The organism is Bradyrhizobium sp. 27S5 (genome assembly GCF_037217225.1).
Classification (GTDB): Bacteria; Pseudomonadota; Alphaproteobacteria; order Rhizobiales; family Xanthobacteraceae; genus Bradyrhizobium; species Bradyrhizobium septentrionale.
On the sequence record NZ_CP147714.1, the window covers coordinates 807,027 to 823,567 of the forward strand.

13 protein-coding genes are annotated in these 16,541 nt (G+C 65.3%); 5 read left to right on the forward strand and 8 right to left on the reverse strand.

The annotated features are described in order from the left end of the window. Positions 1 to 10: 10 nt before the first annotated feature. The 4 genes from WDM24_RS03850 to WDM24_RS03865 are packed head-to-tail and all read left to right on the forward strand — an operon-like array spanning position 11 to position 5,811. Positions 11 to 1,885: an extracellular solute-binding protein gene (locus tag WDM24_RS03850; protein ID WP_414645679.1), complete on the forward strand. Its 1,875-nt coding sequence runs from the start codon at positions 11 to 13 to the stop codon at positions 1,883 to 1,885. Positions 1,886 to 1,888: 3 nt separating this feature from the next. Further along, positions 1,889 to 2,998: a microcin C ABC transporter permease YejB gene (locus WDM24_RS03855; RefSeq protein WP_338830524.1), complete on the forward strand. Its 1,110-nt coding sequence runs from the start codon at positions 1,889 to 1,891 to the stop codon at positions 2,996 to 2,998. Beyond that, a complete protein-coding gene (locus tag WDM24_RS03860) occupies positions 2,998 to 4,182 on the forward strand; it encodes an ABC transporter permease (protein ID WP_029077767.1) in 1,185 nt (394 codons plus the stop codon). The genes WDM24_RS03855 and WDM24_RS03860 overlap by 1 nt, the downstream gene beginning before the upstream one ends. 3 nt (positions 4,183 to 4,185) lie before the next feature. After that, positions 4,186 to 5,811 carry an ABC transporter ATP-binding protein gene (locus tag WDM24_RS03865; RefSeq protein WP_338830525.1) on the forward strand — a complete coding sequence of 542 codons (1,626 nt, stop codon included), beginning with the start codon at positions 4,186 to 4,188 and terminating at the stop codon, positions 5,809 to 5,811. A 206-nt stretch (positions 5,812 to 6,017) separates the two neighbouring features. On the opposite strand, the gene WDM24_RS03870 is transcribed toward WDM24_RS03865, so the two are convergent. Continuing rightward, positions 6,018 to 6,860, reverse strand: a complete 843-nt coding sequence (locus WDM24_RS03870) for an NlpC/P60 family protein (RefSeq protein WP_166302010.1) — start codon at positions 6,858 to 6,860, stop codon at positions 6,018 to 6,020. Further along, positions 6,853 to 8,232 (reverse strand): leucyl aminopeptidase family protein, encoded by a 1,380-nt coding sequence (locus tag WDM24_RS03875; RefSeq protein ID WP_338830526.1) that lies wholly within the window; start codon positions 8,230 to 8,232, stop codon positions 6,853 to 6,855. The genes WDM24_RS03870 and WDM24_RS03875 overlap by 8 nt, the downstream gene beginning before the upstream one ends. 207 nt (positions 8,233 to 8,439) lie before the next feature. Here WDM24_RS03875 and WDM24_RS03880 point away from each other — a divergent pair, with 207 nt between their 5' ends. Then, a complete protein-coding gene (locus WDM24_RS03880) occupies positions 8,440 to 9,237 on the forward strand; it encodes a tetratricopeptide repeat protein (RefSeq protein WP_338830527.1) in 798 nt (265 codons plus the stop codon). Between the two features lie 335 nt (positions 9,238 to 9,572). Here WDM24_RS03880 and WDM24_RS03885 read toward each other — a convergent pair whose 3' ends face one another. The 6 genes from WDM24_RS03885 to WDM24_RS03910 are packed head-to-tail and all read right to left on the reverse strand — an operon-like array spanning position 9,573 to position 16,541. Then, on the reverse strand, positions 9,573 to 10,547 hold the full coding sequence (locus WDM24_RS03885; RefSeq protein WP_029077762.1) for a type II secretion system F family protein: 975 nt from the start codon (positions 10,545 to 10,547) through the stop codon (positions 9,573 to 9,575). Positions 10,548 to 10,556: 9 nt separating this feature from the next. Then, positions 10,557 to 11,534: a type II secretion system F family protein gene (locus WDM24_RS03890; protein WP_338695411.1), complete on the reverse strand. Its 978-nt coding sequence runs from the start codon at positions 11,532 to 11,534 to the stop codon at positions 10,557 to 10,559. 11 nt (positions 11,535 to 11,545) lie between these two features. Next, the gene (locus WDM24_RS03895) at positions 11,546 to 13,009 is read right to left on the reverse strand and encodes a CpaF family protein (RefSeq protein ID WP_029077760.1); all 1,464 of its coding nucleotides are present in this window, start codon (positions 13,007 to 13,009) and stop codon (positions 11,546 to 11,548) included. Between the two features lie 24 nt (positions 13,010 to 13,033). Continuing rightward, entirely contained in the window at positions 13,034 to 14,302 is a 1,269-nt protein-coding gene (locus WDM24_RS03900; RefSeq protein WP_029077759.1) for an AAA family ATPase, read from the reverse strand. Beyond that, complete coding sequence (locus WDM24_RS03905; protein ID WP_166302028.1) at positions 14,299 to 15,048, reverse strand: CpaD family pilus assembly protein; 750 nt, start codon at positions 15,046 to 15,048, stop codon at positions 14,299 to 14,301. Before WDM24_RS03905 ends, WDM24_RS03900 begins: the two co-directional genes overlap by 4 nt. An 8-nt stretch (positions 15,049 to 15,056) precedes the next feature. Beyond that, positions 15,057 to 16,541, reverse strand: a complete 1,485-nt coding sequence (locus WDM24_RS03910; RefSeq protein ID WP_338832575.1) for a type II and III secretion system protein family protein — start codon at positions 16,539 to 16,541, stop codon at positions 15,057 to 15,059.

Consider the following 16,541-nt stretch of genomic DNA (forward strand, 5'->3'; position numbering starts at 1 on the left):
GGATTTGCGCATGGCGCTGTTTACCCGTCGGCACGCACTCGGTCTCGGCATCGGTGCGTTGAGTGCTGCAGGATTTCGTGCTGCGCCGGCGGCAGCCGATAACGGAACCGAGATGCACGGCATGTCGGTGTTCGGCGACCTGAAATATCCGGCAGATTTTCAGCAGTTCGACTACATCAATGTGAAGGCGCCGAAGGGCGGCGCGTTCTCGGTGATTCCGTGGGTGCGCGGTTACAACCAGTCCTACTACACCTTCAATTCGCTGAACGCCTATGTTCTGAAGGGCGAAGGCGCGCAGGGCATGGACATGACGTTCGCGACATTGATGTCGCGCGCCAATGACGAGCCCGACGCGATGTACGGCTATGCCGCGAAGTCGGTGCAGATCTCGCCGGACAAGCTGACCTATCGCTTCACCATGCGTCCCGAGGCGCGCTTCCATGACGGCACCAAGCTGACCGCGCAGGACGCCGCCTTCTCGCTCAACATGCTGAAGGAAAAAGGCCACCCGCTGATCCAGGTGCAGCTGCGCGACTTCGTCAAGGCCGAGGCGCCCGATGACGCGACCGTGGTGGTGATTTTCGCGGCGGGCCGCGCCCGCGACGTGCCGCTCTATCTCGCGGGCCTGCCGATCTTCTCCAAGGCCTATTACGCGACGCGATCGTTCGAGGAATCGACGCTCGATACGCCGCTCGGTTCGGGGCCGTACAAGGTCGGCAGGTTCGAGGTCAACCGCTACGTCGAATTCGACCGCCCCAAGGACTGGTGGGGCGCCGACCTTCCGGTCAATCGCGGTAGCTACAATTTCGACACCGTGCGCTATGAATTCTACCGCGACCGCGATGTGGCGTTCGAGGGCTTCACCTCGAAGAGCTATTTGTTCCGCGAGGAGTTCACCGCACGCGTCTGGGCGACGCGCTACGATTTCCCCGCCGTGAAGGACGGCCGCGTCAAGCGCGAGACGTTGCCCGACGACACGCCGTCCGGCGCGCAAGGCTGGTTCATCAACACGCGCCGCGACAAGTTCAAGGATCCACGCGTGCGTGAGGCTCTGATCTACGCCTTCGACTTCGAGTGGACCAACAAGACCATCATGTACGATGCCTACGCGCGCACCGTCTCGCCGTTCCAGAATTCGGACATGGTAGCCGAGGGACCGCCGCCGCCCGAAGAGCTTGCGCTGCTCGAGCCGTTCCGCGGCCAGGTGCCCGACGAGGTGTTCGGTCTGCCCTTCGTGCCGCCGATGTCCGACGGCTCCGGCCAGGACCGCGCGCTGCTGCGCAAGGCGGTACAACTGCTCAACGAGGCCGGCTGCGTGATCAAGGACGGCAAGCGCGTGCTGCCGAACGGCGAGCCCCTCACCATCGAATTCCTCAACGATGAGCCCTCGCTGCAGCCGCACCATGGGCCCTATATCAAGAACCTCGGCACGCTCGGCATCGAGGCTACATTCCGCCTCGTCGACGCCGTGCAGCGCCGCGCGCGGGTGGAAGATTTTGACTTCGACATGACCATGGAGCGCTTCAACTTTTCGGCGACGCCTGGCGACAGCATGCGGCCGTTCTTCTCCTCGCAGGCGGCGAAGACCAAGGGCTCCTACAATCTCGCAGGTATCGCCAATCCCGCAATCGATGCCCTGATCGAGAAGATCATCGGCGCCAATAATCGCCAGGAGCTGACGATTGCCTGCCGTGCGTTCGACCGCGTGTTCCGCGCCGGCCGTTACTGGGTGCCGCAATGGTACCGCAACACGCATCCGGTCGCCTATTGGGACCAGTTCGGTCATACCGAGAAGCTGGCGAAATATACCCAGGGCGTCGGGGCGCCAGAGAACTGGTGGTATGATGCGGCCAAGGCCGCAAAGCTCGAACAGGCGAAGAAATAGCCGATGAGCGCCTATATCGCCCGACGTATCTTCCTGATGCTGCCGACGCTGCTCGGCATCCTGTTCGTCTCCTTCGTGGTCGTGCAATTCGCGCCAGGCGGGCCGGTCGAGCGCGTCATCGCGCAGATCAACGGCGCCGACACCGGCGGCACTTCGCGCGTGTCGGGTGGCGGCGGCGATTTCGGCGCGCAACGCGGCCAGGGCGCGGGCGCAGCCGGTGCCACCAACTCGAAATATCGCGGCGCGCAGGGACTCGATCCGGATTTCATCAAGAAGCTCGAGGTGCAGTTCGGCTTCGACAAGCCGGCGCCGGAGCGGTTCGCGCTGATGATGTGGAATTTTGCGCGCTTCGACTTCGGCAGCAGCTATTTCCGCAGCGTGAGCGTGCTGCAGCTGATCAAGGAAAAGCTGCCGGTCTCGATGTCGCTCGGCATCTGGATGACGCTACTGACCTATCTGATCTCGATCCCGCTCGGCATCCGTAAGGCGGTGAAGGACGGTTCGCGGTTCGACACCTGGACCTCGGCCGTGATCATCGTGGGCTTTGCGATACCGGGCTTCTTGTTCGCGATCCTGCTGATCGTGCTGTTCGCCGGCGGCTCGTTCCTCAATATCTTCCCGCTGCGCGGCCTGACCTCGGACGGCTGGGCGCAGTTTCCCTGGTACTGGAAAATCATCGATTATTTCTGGCATCTGACGCTGCCGCTGGTGTCGATGGCGCTCGGCGCCTTCGCCACCATGACCTTGCTCACCAAGAACTCGTTCCTCGACGAGATCCGCAAGCAATATGTGATGACCGCGCGCGCCAAGGGTTGCAGCGAGGGTCAGGTGCTGTACGGCCATATCTTCCGCAACGCCATGCTGATCGTGATCGCGGGCTTCCCGGGCGCGTTCATCCACGCGTTCTTCTCCGGCTCGCTCCTGATCGAGACCATCTTCTCGCTCGACGGGCTCGGCCTGCTCGGCTTCGAGAGCGTCTTGAACCGCGACTATCCGGTGGTGTTCGGAACGCTGTTCATCTTCTCGCTGGTCGGATTGGTGGTCAATCTGCTGTCCGACCTCGCCTATATGTGGATCGATCCCAGGATCGACTTTGAGGCGCGGGAGGTCTGATGACGATGCTCGCGCCCCAGCCCGTCGAAACCACGACGCAATCGCCGCTCGGCGAGGCGGTGCCCGCGACACGTCACGGCTTTGCGCCGTCGCCGCTGAACAAGCGCCGCTGGCAGAACTTCAAGGCCAACCGCCGCGGCTACTGGTCGTTCTGGATCTTCCTCGTGCTGTTCGTGCTGTCGTTGTTCGCCAATTTCATTGCCAACGACAAGCCGCTCGTCGTCAAATATGACGGCCGTCTCTACTGGCCGGTGGTGTTCACCTACGCCGAGACCACCTTCGGCGGGGACTTCGAGACCGCGGCCGACTATCGCGATCCCTATCTGCAGAAGCAGATCGCGGCCAAGGGCGGCAGCATGATCTGGCCGCCGATCCGTTACTCCTACGACAGCCGCAACCTCGACCCGCCGACCGCGGTGCCGTCGAAGCCGACCTGGCTCCTGACCGAAGCGCAGTGCAAGGACGTGGTGAAGCGCAAGGGCCTGACCGGCTGCCGCGACCTCGAATACAACTGGCTCGGCACCGACGATCAGGGCCGCGACGTCGTCGCGCGGCTGATCTACGGCTTCCGCATCTCGGTGCTGTTCGGCCTGACGCTGACCATCCTGTCCTCGATCATCGGCATCGCCGCGGGCGGCGTGCAGGGCTATTTCGGCGGCTGGATCGATCTCGGCTTCCAGCGATTCATCGAAATCTGGACCGCGATCCCCTCGCTTTATCTGCTGCTGATCATCTCGGCGGTGCTGCCGCCGGGCTTCTTCATCCTGCTCGGCATCCTGCTGCTGTTCTCATGGGTCTCGCTGGTCGGCCTGGTGCGCGCCGAGTTCCTGCGCGGCCGCAACTTCGAATACATCCAGGCGGCGCGCGCGCTCGGCGTCTCCAACCGCGTGATCATGTTCCGCCATTTGCTGCCGAACGCCATGGTCGCGACCATGACGTTCCTGCCCTTCATCGTCTCGTCCTCGGTGATGACGCTGACGGCGCTGGATTTCCTCGGCTTCGGCCTGCCGCCCGGCTCGCCCTCGCTCGGTGAATTGCTGTCGCAGGGCAAGGCCAATGTGCAGGCGCCGTGGCTCGGCCTCACCGGCTTCTTCTCGGTTGCGATCATGCTGTCGCTCCTGATCTTCATCGGCGAAGCTGCGCGCGACGCCTTCGATCCGCGCAAGACATTCTCGAAGGGCTGACGCATGGACGCGACCAACCAGCCTCTGCTCGATGTCAGCGACCTCTCCGTCGCCTTCGGCCGCTCGCTAGCGGTCGATCGCGTCTCCTTCTCGATCAAGCGCGGCGAATGCACGGCGCTGGTCGGCGAGTCCGGCTCGGGAAAATCGGTCAGCGCGCTGTCGGTATTGAGGCTGCTGCCCTATCCGGCGGCGTCACATCCCTCCGGGGCGATCCGTTTCAAGGGCCGCGATCTCCTGGGATCGTCGGAACGCGAGATGCGCGGGATTCGTGGCAACGACATCTCGATCATCTTCCAGGAACCGATGACCTCGCTCAATCCGCTCCACACCATCGAATCGCAGATCGGCGAGATACTGTCGCTGCACAGCGGCATTAGCGGTGCGGCGGCACGGGAGCGGACGCTGGAGCTGTTGGGCCAGGTCGGCATCCCCGAGCCGGAGACACGGCTCAAGAGCTATCCGCACCAATTGTCCGGCGGCCAGCGCCAGCGCGTGATGATCGCGATGGCGCTCGCCAACGAACCCGATCTGTTGATCGCGGACGAACCGACCACCGCGCTCGACGTCACCGTGCAGGCGCAGATCCTGGCCTTGCTGGCCGAGATCCGCGCGCGGCTCGGCATGAGCCTGTTGTTCATCACCCACGACCTCGGCATCGTCCGCCGTATCGCCGACACGGTCTGCGTCATGAACAGCGGCAAGATCGTCGAGCAGGGCCCGGTCGAGCAGGTTTTCACCGCGCCGAAGCACGCCTATACCAAGGCGCTGCTGGCGGCCGAGCCGAAGCCCGACCCGGCGCCGCCGCAGCCCGATGCGCCGGTCGTGATATCGACGGACAATCTCAAGGTCTGGTTTCCGATCAAGCGCGGGCTGTTGCGCTCGACCGTCGGCCACATCAAGGCGGTCGATGGCGTCAGCCTCGCGGTGCGCAAGGGCGAGACGCTCGGCGTGGTCGGCGAATCCGGCTCCGGCAAGACCACACTTGGGCTCGCGCTGCTCAGGCTGATCTCCTCCGATGGTCCGATCGTGTTCCTCGGCAAGGACATCCAGGGCCTGCGCTTCAAGCAGATGCTGCCGTTTCGCCTCGACATGCAGATCGTGTTCCAGGACCCGTTCGGCTCGCTCAGCCCGCGCATGTCGGTGGCTGACATCATCGCCGAGGGACTTGAAGTGCACCAGAAGCAGCTGTCGCGCGAGGAGCGCGAGGTGCGGGTGATCAAGGCGCTCAAGGATGTCGGCCTCGATCCCGAGTGGCGTTTCCGCTATCCGCACGAGTTCTCCGGCGGCCAGCGCCAGCGCATCTCGATCGCGCGCGCGGTGGTGCTGGAGCCGAACTTCGTCGTGCTGGACGAGCCGACCAGTGCGCTCGACATGCTGCTCCAGGCCCAGATGGTCGACCTGCTGCGCGACCTGCAGCGCAAGCGTGACCTCACCTACATGTTCATCTCGCACGATCTGCGCGTGGTGGCCTCGCTCGCGAGCCATCTGATCGTGATGAAATCCGGCAAGGTCGAGGAGGAGGGGCCGGCCTCCGAGCTCTTCAAGAACCCCAAGAGCGACTACACCCGTGCGCTGTTCGCCGCCGCCTTCCGCATCGAAGCGGCCGGCGGGGGGACCGTGGCGACGTAGTGAACTCTGTAGCCATTGTAGGATGGGTTTCGCTGCGCTCTACCCATCCTACGGCTGGAAGCCGACGGTAAGGGGCGGTGGCGACGTAGCTCCACGTCGTCCTGAGGTGCGAGCGGAGCGAGCCTCGAAGGATGCGTGGCCCGAGTGGGGCCGTCGATCCTTCGAGACGCGCTTCGCGCTCCTCAGGATGACGGGGATGGATTTGCTTATAGCCGCTTGATCGCCGCCACCTCGCTGCCGGCGGCCTTGATCCGCGCGATGGCGGCGTGCGTGTTCTCCACTGCCGTTGCCATGTGATGCGCGTTGGCGTGCACGATCGTGGTCGCGTCGCGCACGATCGCGACATGGCCCTTCCAGAAGATCAGGTCGCCGCGTTGCAGATGCTTTGATTCCGCCGCGGTCAATTCGCGGCCGAGCCCTTCCTGCTGCATGTCGCTGTCGCGCGGGCAGCCGGTGCCGGCGGCGGTCAGTGCGATCTGCACCAGGCCGGAGCAGTCGATGCCGAGGCTCGATTTGCCGCCCCAGAGATAGGGCGTGCCGACGAATTGCTCGGCGATTGCGACGAAGTCACCTGCCATTGCATCGAGCGGCGCAACATGCCGGCGTGGCAGGTGCCAGCCTTCGCGGCTCACCGCGAACGGACCGTCCTCGCGGACGATCGCAAGCTTCGTGCCCATCGCCAGCGCCTCGACCGGCGGCAGCTTGATCGACGGCCCCGGAAACGCCAGCGTGCGCAGCGCCGCCACCTTGTGTGTCGGCGCGGCGCCCGGCTTGGTCAGCGCGGCCTCGGGGATCCATCCGACATAGCCGTCATCGGCGAGCTGACCCCAGGCCCAACCTTCGCCATTGCGATCGTACACCGTGACGCGCTCGCCCTTGAGCGCCTGCGTCATCTGTTCGGCATCGGCCGCTGGCGCATGACGCAACGGGGCAATGGCGTCGCTGACCTCGAATATCTCGCCGTCGACGAAGCGCGCCGCCTTGACCTTGCCCTCCAGATATTTTGCGGCGACCTCGTCGCGGGCCGGCGTCAGTCTGACATCATGCATAGCGCTGGCTCAACAGTTTATAGATTGCGCGCGCGGCCTGGCACTCGCCGCCTTCGGGGCGGCCGGGCTTTGCGGACGGCGTCCAGCCGTAGATGTCGACATGCAGCCAGCTTCTCGCCTGCTCGACAAAGCGCTGCAGGAACAGCGCGCAGGTGATCGAGCCGGCGAAACCGCCTGACGGTGCATTGGTGATGTCGGCGGTTTTGGAGTCGAGCCATGCATCGTAGGCCGGCCACAGCGGCATGCGCCACAGCGGATCGTTCTCGCGCTTCGCATGGGCTGCGACGTCGCCGGCCAGCGTCTCGTCATTGGTGTAGAACGGCGGCAAATCCGGGCCCAGCGCCACGCGCGCCGCACCGGTCAGCGTGCCCAGATCGACCAGCAGATCGGGCTGCTCCTCGTCGGCAAGCGCCAGCGCGTCAGCGAGCACCAGCCGTCCTTCGGCGTCGGTGTTGCCGATCTCGACGGTGATGCCCTTGCGCGACCTGAAGATGTCGAGCGGGCGGAACGCATTGCCGGCAACCGCGTTCTCGACCGCCGGGATCAGCACGCGCAGCCGCACCTTCAGCTTTGCGTCCATCACCATCTGCGCCAGCGCCAGCACATTGGCGGCGCCGCCCATGTCCTTCTTCATCAACAGCATGCCGCTGGACGGCTTGAGATCGAGCCCGCCGGTGTCGAAGCAGACGCCCTTGCCGACCAGCGTCACCTTCGGATGGGCCGGATCCCCCCAGCTCAGGTCGATCAGCCGCGGTGCGCGGGTCGATGCCATGCCGACGACGTGGATCAGCGGAAAATTCTGCGCCAGCTCGTCGCCGCTGATGCAAGTGAAGTCGGCGCCGAACCGTGTTGCCAGATCGCGCGCCACCTCGGCGAGCTCGGCCGGCCCCATGTCGTTGGACGGCGTGTTGATGAGGTCGCGCGCCAGCGCCGCCGCATCCGCCATCCGCGTGATCTCGGCGGCATCGATGCCGTCGGGCGGCACCAGGCGAACCTCCGGCGTCTTGTTGGTGCGATAGCGGGCGAAGCGATAGCAGCCGAGCGCGAAGGCGAGCGCGGCGAGCCGCGTGTCATGCGGCGCGTTGGCGAAGCGGTAGATGCCCGGCGGCAGCAGGCCGGGCAGGGCGCCGGGCCGGAACGGATCGGGTGATCGGCCGTTGGCCTCCTCGAGGCCGAACAGCACCTGCGCGATGCTGCCGTCGGCGGCCGGCAAAGCGAGGGATTTGCCGGGCTTGGCCTCAAAGCCATTCGCCTCCGCGAACTGCCGCGCCGCCGCCGGCAGTTCGCCCCGGATCGCATCCCATGTCGATTTGGTGACGAAGGTGATCGGTGTGACGGCGGTCGCGGGGGCGGTCTCGAACACGGATGGCATGCGGCTCTCGGCTGTTCTGGCGTCGTGGGTGGCTACTACACGCCTTTCGCGGTGGATGGTAGCGCACGATCGGTTCACGCGACGTGCGGAAACGGAACCGGGCCCGCCGGTTGCAAGTGCCGCCAGTTAACCAGACGTTAGGGTTAACAGTCTATTGCTGGCACGCTCGGCTGGATCCATTCGCCCGATTTCGTGAGTCACAGTGCAATGCGTCGACAGTCCAACTTGACCCGGCATCTTGCTTCCGCAGCTCTCGTGGCGGTCTTCGCCGCTGGCCTTGGCGGCTGCCAGACCATGTCCGATGTGACGGGATCGATTGCGTCCAAGTCGGATCCGGTGCCCGATGATCCGCGCCGTGCCGCCGAAGTCTATGGCGAGCGTTATCGCAAGAATCCCAAGGATGTCGACGCCGCGATCGCCTACGGCCAGGCGTTGCGCATGAGCGGACAGCGCTCGCAGGCCTGCGCCATGCTGGAGCAGGCCACGATCGCCAATCCCGGCAACAAGACGCTGCTCGCCGCCTATGGCCGCGCGCTGGCCGACAACGGCAATTCGCAGGCCGCGTTCGACGTGCTGAGCCGCGCCCACAGCCCGGATAATCCGGACTGGCGGATCCTGTCGGTGCAGGGAACCACGCTCGACAAGATGAACCGGCACGAGGAGGCGCGGCGCTATTACGCAAGCGCGCTGCGGCTGGCTCCGGACGAGCCGTCGGTGCTGTCCAATCTCGGCCTGTCCTACATGCTGACAAAGGAATTGCCGAAAGCGGAAGAGACGCTGCGCCAGGCCTATGCCAGCGCCCGCGCCGACACCCGTATCAGGCAGAACCTTGCGCTCGTAGTCGGCCTTGAGGGCCGCTTCGCGGAGGCCGAAACCATCGTCAAGGCCGACCTGCCGGCAGACGAGGCGGCGGCCAACGTCGCCTATCTCCGCGACATGCTGAACCGCAAGGACGGGCCGCGAACCGCATCGCGCGCAGCCCCTGTCGTCGCCAAGGATGACTAACCAACACGGCAACTTCCATACCTCCCCTTGAAAAGGGGAGGTCGCTTTGCTCGCAGAGCAAAGCGGGTGAGGATCATCTCTCTCCACGGGCAGCGTCGCCTGTGGCTGACCCCCATCCCGGCCTTCCACCTTTCAGGGGGAAGGGGAAGGCAGACCTTTATTCGGGCTATGCGTACTGCAAACCTCCCCTTGAAAAGGGGAGGTCGCTTTGCTCGCCAGAGCAAAGCGGGTGGGGATCTGCTCTCTCCGCATGCAGCGTCGTCTGCGGCAGACCCCCATCCCGGCCTTCCCCCTTTTCAGGGGGAAGGAGAAGGCGGTCGGCGCGGCGGAGCCGCTCAATGCATCGTGGCGATCTTGATGTAGGACGGCCCGAGAATCACGATGAACAGGCAAGGCAGGAAGAACAGGATCATCGGCACGGTCAGCTTGGGCGGCAGTGAGGCGGCCTTCTTCTCGGCCTCGTTCATGCGCATGTCGCGGTTTTCCTGCGCCATCACGCGCAGGCTCTGGCCGAGCGGCGTGCCGTAGCGTTCGGATTGCTGCAGGGCCATGCACACCGACTTCACGCCCTCGAGCCCGGTGCGGCGCGCCAAATTCTCGTAGGCAGTCCTGCGGTCCTGCAGGTAGGACAATTCCGCGGTCGTCAGCGCGAATTCCTCCGACAGCGCGACCGACTGTCCGACGATCTCGTTGGCGACCTTGCGGAACGCGACCTCGACCGACATGCCCGACTCGATGCAGATCAGCAGCAGGTCGAGCGAATCAGGGAAGGCGCGCTTGATCTGGAGCTGGCGCTTGGAGATCGCGTTCTTCAGGAACAGCATCGGGGCCTGGAGGCCGGCATAGGCCGCGCCGACGCAAATGCCGATCTTCAGCGTGAGCGACCAGGTCGCGCCGGCGATGAAGAACGTATAGATGATCGCGGCGAGCAGCATCACGACCGGCGTCGCCGCGCGGGCTGCCAGGAAATAGACGTACGGGGCGTGGCCGCGATAGCCGGCCATCACCAGCTTGTCGAGCGCCGCTTCCTGGGCTAGCCATTTGGTGAGGTTGAGGTCATCGACCATCCTGGAGACGGCCTGCTTCGGCGTCTGCCGCAGCGTCACCTTTTCCGACTTGGAGAGCCTATCGCGTTCGCGCTGCCGGAGACGTTCGCGCTCGCTGGCGACCGCCTTCATGCGCTTGTCGAGATCGCCGCCGGCGAGCAGCGGCATCACCAGTGTGTAGACCGTCGCGCTTGCCGCGAAGAAGGCAAGCAGCATGGTCATGAACCTGACGTCGTGGAGCTTGGCGATAAGGAAATCAATCATGCTGCACCGTCAGAAATCGAAGTTGATCATCTTCTTCATCACCAGCACGCCCATCGACATCCAGACGGCGCAGGCGACCAGCATCAGCTGGCCCATCGAGTTGGTCCACAGCAGCGCGATGTAGTCCGGCGTCGTGAGGAACACGAGGATCATCACGATCGGCGGCAGCGAGCCGATGATGGCGGCGGAGGCCTTGGCTTCCATCGACATCGCCTGGATCTTCTCGGCCATCTTCTTGCGGTCGCGCAGCACCTTGGACAAATTGCCGAGCGCTTCCGACAGGTTGCCGCCGGACTTCTGCTGGATCGCGATCACGATGCCGAAGAAGTTTGCTTCCGGCAGCGGCATGCGCTCATAGAGCCGGGAACAGGCCTCGCCGAGGGGCATGCCGATCGCCTGGGTCTCGATGATCGCGAGGAACTCGCTGCGCAACGGCTCCGACGCGTCGTTGACGACCGCCTTGAGCGACTCGAACAGCGGCAGGCCGGCCTTGATGCCGCGCACGATGACGTCGACGGCGTCGGGCAGCGCCTTCAGGAAGGCCTTCTCCCGCCGCTTCTTCAGCCAGCCGAGCAGCCAGCGCGGTGCGCCGAGACCCATGGCAAACCCGATGCCGGCCGCGCCGAGCATGCCTCCGCCGGCCAGAAATGCCGCGCCGAACCCGAACAGGCCGAGGGCGCCGGAGATGATCCAGAATTTCTGCTCGGACCATTCCAGTCCGGCCTGCGAGATGCGCATGCCAAGCGGGACTTTCCTGTCCTTCTGCCGCCGCGCCTCGAGCTCCTTCAACGATCCTTCGACCTGCTCGCGGCGCGAGCGTTGCGTGCGGTCGACATTTCGTGCTGCTGCAGGCTCGCTACGCGCCACCGATGCGCGGCGCGACTCGGCTTTCTTCTCTCCCGACAGGTAGGGATAAAGGAAGACCCAGGCGATGCCGCCCACGGTCGTGGCGGCGAGGAAGGCCAGGGCAAGGGTTTGCGTCTGCATCCTGCGTTCCCCTAGACCGGCGCCGGCGCGTCGGAGGCGTCGAGCGCCGCCGCGAGCCGCTTCTCTTCATTGTAGTAGCGCGCACGCTCCCAGAAGCGCGGCCGGCCGATGCCGGTCGAGCGGTGCTTGCCGATGATCTTGCCGTTGGCGTCTTCCCCGACCACGTCGTAGAGGAAGACGTCCTGGGTGATGATGGTGTCACCTTCCATGCCCATCACCTCGGTGATGTGCGTGATGCGGCGCGAGCCGTCGCGCAGTCGCGCAGCCTGCACGATGATGTCGACCGAGGCGCAGATCATCTCGCGGATGGTGCGCGACGGAAGCGAGAAGCCGCCCATCGTGATCATGGATTCGCAGCGCGACAGCGCTTCGCGCGGATTGTTGGCGTGTAGCGTGCCCATCGAGCCGTCGTGGCCGGTGTTCATCGCCTGCAACAGGTCGAACGCCTCGGGTCCGCGGACTTCGCCGACGATGATCCGCTCCGGGCGCATACGCAGGCAGTTGCGCACCAGTTCGCGCATCGTCACCTGGCCCTCGCCCTCGATGTTCGGCGGCCGGGTTTCCAGCCGCACCACATGCGGCTGCTGCAGCTGGAGTTCGGCGGCGTCTTCGCAGGTGATGATGCGCTCGTCGTGCTCGATATAGTTGGTCAGGCAGTTCAGCAGCGTGGTCTTGCCGGAGCCGGTACCGCCTGAGATGATCACGTTGCAGCGGACCCGGCCGATGATCTGCAGGATGGTCGCCCCTTCCGGCGTGATCGCGCCGAACTTGACGAGCTGGTCCAGCGTCAGCTTGTCCTTCTTGAATTTGCGGATGGTCAGCGCAGGCCCGTCGATCGCCAGCGGCGGTACGATGGCATTGACGCGCGAGCCGTCGGCGAGGCGGGCGTCGCAGATCGGCGAGGATTCGTCGACGCGCCGGCCGACCTGGCTGACGATGCGCTGACAGATGTTGAGCAGCTGCTGGTTGTCGCGAAAGCGGATGCCGGTGCGCTGGATCTTGCCGGCTACTTCGATGAACACGGTGCCGGCGCCGTTGACCATGATGTCGGCGATGTCGTCGCGCGACAGCAAGGGCTCCAGCGGTCCGTAGCCGAGCACATCGTTGCAGATGTCGTCGAGCAGCTCTTCCTGCTCGGCGATCGACATCACGATGTTCTTGATCGCGATGATCTCGTTGACGATGTCGCGGATTTCCTCGCGCGCCGACTCGCTGTCCAGCTTGGCGAGCTGGGCAAGGTCGATCGCCTCGATCAGGGCGCCGAAGATCGTCGCCTTGACCTGATAATAGTTGTCCGAGCGGCGGGCTTCGACGATTGGGGCCGGCGGCGGCTTGGCCGGGGCCAGCGGCGGCGACGAGATCGTGGGCGCGACGGACTCGCGCGCCATCGGCGGCGCGCCGGCGGGCTCCGGCGCCTGAAAGGCGGGCTTGGGTGCCCGCACGTCCCCATCGTTTCCGCTACGCTTACCAAACACGACGTCTTGACTCCACGCGGGCCACTATTTGGACCGCAGCTTTTCGAGCAGGGGCGACAGGAAGGACCCCCTCGGCTTCTTGGTCTCGCCGCGGCCTGTCAGCCGCTGCGCCATCTGCAGGAACATCTCGACCGCGCGGTGATTGGCGGAGATTTCCGCGATCATCTGGCCGTTGTTGGCAGCCGAACCGAAGATCTGCGGATCGAACGGGATTGCGGCGATCGGCTGGCTCTCGATCGCCTTGGCGAACTCGCCCGCAGCGATCTCCGGCCGTTTCGGCACGCCGACCTGGTTGAGGCAGTACAGCGGCGCGCGGTCGTTGGGCCGGGACGCCTTCAGGAGGTCGAACATGTTCTTGGCGTTGCGCAGATTGGCGAGATCGGGCGCCGCCACGATCAGGATGTCGTCGGCCGCGATCAATGCGCGCTTGGTCCAGCCGGACCATTGGTGCGGTACGTCGAGCACGATGCAGGGCATCGTGGTGCGCAGCGTATCGAAGATCGCATCGAACGCTTCGGCGCCGAAATCGTAGACCTTGTCGAGCGTGGCCGGCGCCGCCAGCAGGCTCAGATGGTCGGTGCATTTCGACAGCAGGCGGTCGACGAAGGCGGTATCGACGCGGTCCGGCGAGAACACGGCGTCCGCGATGCCTTGCGCCGGATCCTGGTTGTAGTTGAGGCCGGCGGTGCCGAACGCGAGGTCGAGGTCGGCGACTACGGAATCCAGCGCCAGATCGCGGGCGATCGCCCAGGCCACATTGTGGGCAATCGTCGAGGCGCCGACGCCGCCCTTGGCGCCGACGACGGCGACGATGCGGCCGACCGCCTTGGCTTCCGGCGCCGAGAACAGGTTGCAGACCGCGCGCACCACGTCGATCGCATGGGCCGGCGCGATCACATAGTCGCTGACGCCGCGGCGCACCAGCTCGCGATACAGCGTGACGTCGTTGACGCGGCCGATCACGACCACGCGGGTGCCGGCATCGCACACCGTGGCGAGCTGGTCGAGGCCGGTCAGGATGTCGCCGCGGCCTTCGGTCTCGAGGATGATGACGTTCGGCGTCGGCGCCGAGCGATAGGCCTCGACGGCGGCGGCCATGCCGCCCATCTGGATCTTGAGGTGAGCCTTGGCCAGCCGGCGATCCTCGCCGGCCGACTGTACGGCGGCGGCGGTCTCGACGGTTTCGCAGAACGCCTGAACCGAAACCCGTGGCGCCGGAGCAATATGGTCGTCCACGGCCTGCGACGTGGCGTCCGGCTGCTCTTCGGAGTTTTGCTGCGCGTAGGTGATCATTTTCCTGTATCGCTTAGCTTGGCCCTGTCGGACTCGGGATACGTCGTGGCGGTGGTGGTGCCCTTGCGATACTTGTCGAAGGCGATATTGCGACGCGACGTGTAGGCAGGGGTCTCCGCGCGCGGCTGCACGAGGTCAGACGGGTTTTCGACCATGGCGGCGAGGTTGCGCTGATTGGCGCAGCCGAAATTGTAGTACTGCTGGTTCTCGATGTAGGCCCTGTTGTGGATCGACGGGCCGAGGTCGTCCGGCCAGAGGCCGCACGGCCCCGCGGTGGCCTTCATCTTTGGATAGTTCACCCGGATCGCCGGCATCATCCGCGGATCGTCGGGGTGATATTTGCGAACCAGCATCCCGCGGGGCGGCACGCCGGCGGCGGCGAAGGTGGCCTGGATCTCGCGCAGGGATTCCTGGGCGGGCCGGGCGTTCGGCGTGTCGACCGGCACGTCGATCGTCACGGCGCCGGTTCCCTCGCGCATCCAGTCCCCTGCCATCTCCATCACCGAGGCGCGCTGATCCGCGGTCAGGCCGCCGCGGCTGCGGCCGACGAACACCACGATCGAGCGATCAGCCTCGGTCACCGAGATCGGATGACGCTGGCGATAGTCGGCGGGGGCGTCCATCGCGAAACTGTTGTCGGCGGCGTGCTGGCAGGCGCCGAGCGTCACGGCAAGGCCGACGAGCGCCGCTGCGATAGCGATCGGGCGCTTGGTACCGGCGGGTGTCCTGGATGTGGTCTGTGTCATCGTCCGCCTCAGTCCGTGATAAAGCCGTAGGTGCCGCGGTAATTCCGCGCCGGCTCGGTGCGGCCCGGCACGCCGTAGACGCGATTGATGCTGCCCAGCAGGTCGGCCTGCGGATCCGACGCATTGGCGAAACCGTCATCCGGACGCGACAGGTCCTTCTGCGCCACCGCGCGAACGATATAGGGCGTCACCAGCACCATCATTTCGGTCTGGTTGTTGACGAAGTCGCGGCTGCGGAACAGGGTGCCGAGCACCGGCAGCGTCGACAGCCCGGGAAGGCCGTTGATCGCCTGCTTGGTCTGGTCCTGGATCAGGCCGGCCATCGCCATCGAGCCGCCCGATGGAATTTCCAGCGTGGTCTCTGCGCGGCGGGTCTTGATCGAAGGGATCGTCGTTCCGTTCGCGCCGCCGGTGAGCGAGTTCTCGGTCGAGACTTCCGACACTTCCGTCATCACGCGCAGGCTGATCCGGCCCTCGGTCAGCACCACCGGCGTGAAGTTGAGCGAAATGCCGAATTTCTTGAAGCTGACGGTCTGAACGCACTGTCCGATCGCGCCGCTCGTCGTGGTCTGACAGGTCACGCCGGTTGGAATTGGAAATTCGCCGCCGGAGATGAAGGTGGCTGATTCGCCTGAGATCGCGGTCAGGTTCGGCTCGGCGAGCGTGCGGACGACGCCGGCGCTTTCCATGGCGCGGATCGTTGCGGAGACCGAAGGCGCCGACCCGAACGCGGTGGTGATGGCGTTGTTGGGCACCAGCGCTGCGTTGTTCGCCGTAAACGGGTTGGCGTTGGCGAATTTCACCACCGCTGTGCCGTAATTGAGATTTGCGGTGAGGTCGATGCCGAGCTGCTTGATCAGGCTGCGCGAGACTTCGGCAACTGTGACTTTCAACATCACCTGGTCACGGCCGCGAACCGTGATGGAATTCACGACCTTGTCGGTGCTGCCGACCAGCCGGGCGGCCATCTCGCCGGCCTGCTGCGCCTCGACCGGGCTCGCCGCACTGCCGGTCAGCACGACGCCCTCGCCGACGCCTTCGATCTGGATGTCGGAATTCGGCATTGCCTGACGCAGTGCCGCACGGACACCGTTGAGGTCGCGCTTGACCGCGATGTCATAGGCGGCGATCTGCTGGCCGGCGGCATCGAAGAACACGATGTTGGTCTGGCCGACCGTCGCGCCGATGATGTAGGCGCGTTGCGCCGAGCGGACCACGGCGTTGGCGATCTTCGGATCGGCGACCAGGACGTCCTTGATGTCCCTGGGCAGATCGATCACCACCGATTTGCCGACGCCGAGCGCAAGGAACCGGGCGTTCATTTGACCATCGGCCGCGGCAGGGGGCGCGGCGGCGCGGTAGTCGCTCGCCACCACCGGTGTCAGCGCCGGGTTGAGCGTGAGCGCTGCGACCGCCGAGAACGACAATGCGCGGACCATGTAGGCCCGCATCGTCCGTTGAGTTGCCCCGCCCTTCATCACCTGTGTCCTCAT

Excerpts from the sequence above, each read along its gene's own strand:
- WDM24_RS03850 (WP_414645679.1), top strand. The coding sequence starts at position 11 with ATGGCGCTGTTTACCCGTCGGCACGCACTCGGTCTCGGCATCGGTGCG.
- WDM24_RS03855 (WP_338830524.1), top strand. The coding sequence starts at position 1,889 with ATGAGCGCCTATATCGCCCGACGTATCTTCCTGATGCTGCCGACGCTG.
- WDM24_RS03860 (WP_029077767.1), top strand. The coding sequence starts at position 2,998 with ATGACGATGCTCGCGCCCCAGCCCGTCGAAACCACGACGCAATCGCCG.
- WDM24_RS03865 (WP_338830525.1), top strand. The coding sequence starts at position 4,186 with ATGGACGCGACCAACCAGCCTCTGCTCGATGTCAGCGACCTCTCCGTC.
- WDM24_RS03870 (WP_166302010.1), bottom strand. The coding sequence starts at position 6,860 with ATGCATGATGTCAGACTGACGCCGGCCCGCGACGAGGTCGCCGCAAAA.
- WDM24_RS03875 (WP_338830526.1), bottom strand. The coding sequence starts at position 8,232 with ATGCCATCCGTGTTCGAGACCGCCCCCGCGACCGCCGTCACACCGATC.
- WDM24_RS03880 (WP_338830527.1), top strand. The coding sequence starts at position 8,440 with ATGCGTCGACAGTCCAACTTGACCCGGCATCTTGCTTCCGCAGCTCTC.
- WDM24_RS03885 (WP_029077762.1), bottom strand. The coding sequence starts at position 10,547 with ATGATTGATTTCCTTATCGCCAAGCTCCACGACGTCAGGTTCATGACC.
- WDM24_RS03890 (WP_338695411.1), bottom strand. The coding sequence starts at position 11,534 with ATGCAGACGCAAACCCTTGCCCTGGCCTTCCTCGCCGCCACGACCGTG.
- WDM24_RS03900 (WP_029077759.1), bottom strand. The coding sequence starts at position 14,302 with ATGATCACCTACGCGCAGCAAAACTCCGAAGAGCAGCCGGACGCCACG.
- WDM24_RS03905 (WP_166302028.1), bottom strand. The coding sequence starts at position 15,048 with ATGACACAGACCACATCCAGGACACCCGCCGGTACCAAGCGCCCGATC.
- WDM24_RS03910 (WP_338832575.1), bottom strand. The coding sequence starts at position 16,541 with ATGAGGACACAGGTGATGAAGGGCGGGGCAACTCAACGGACGATGCGG.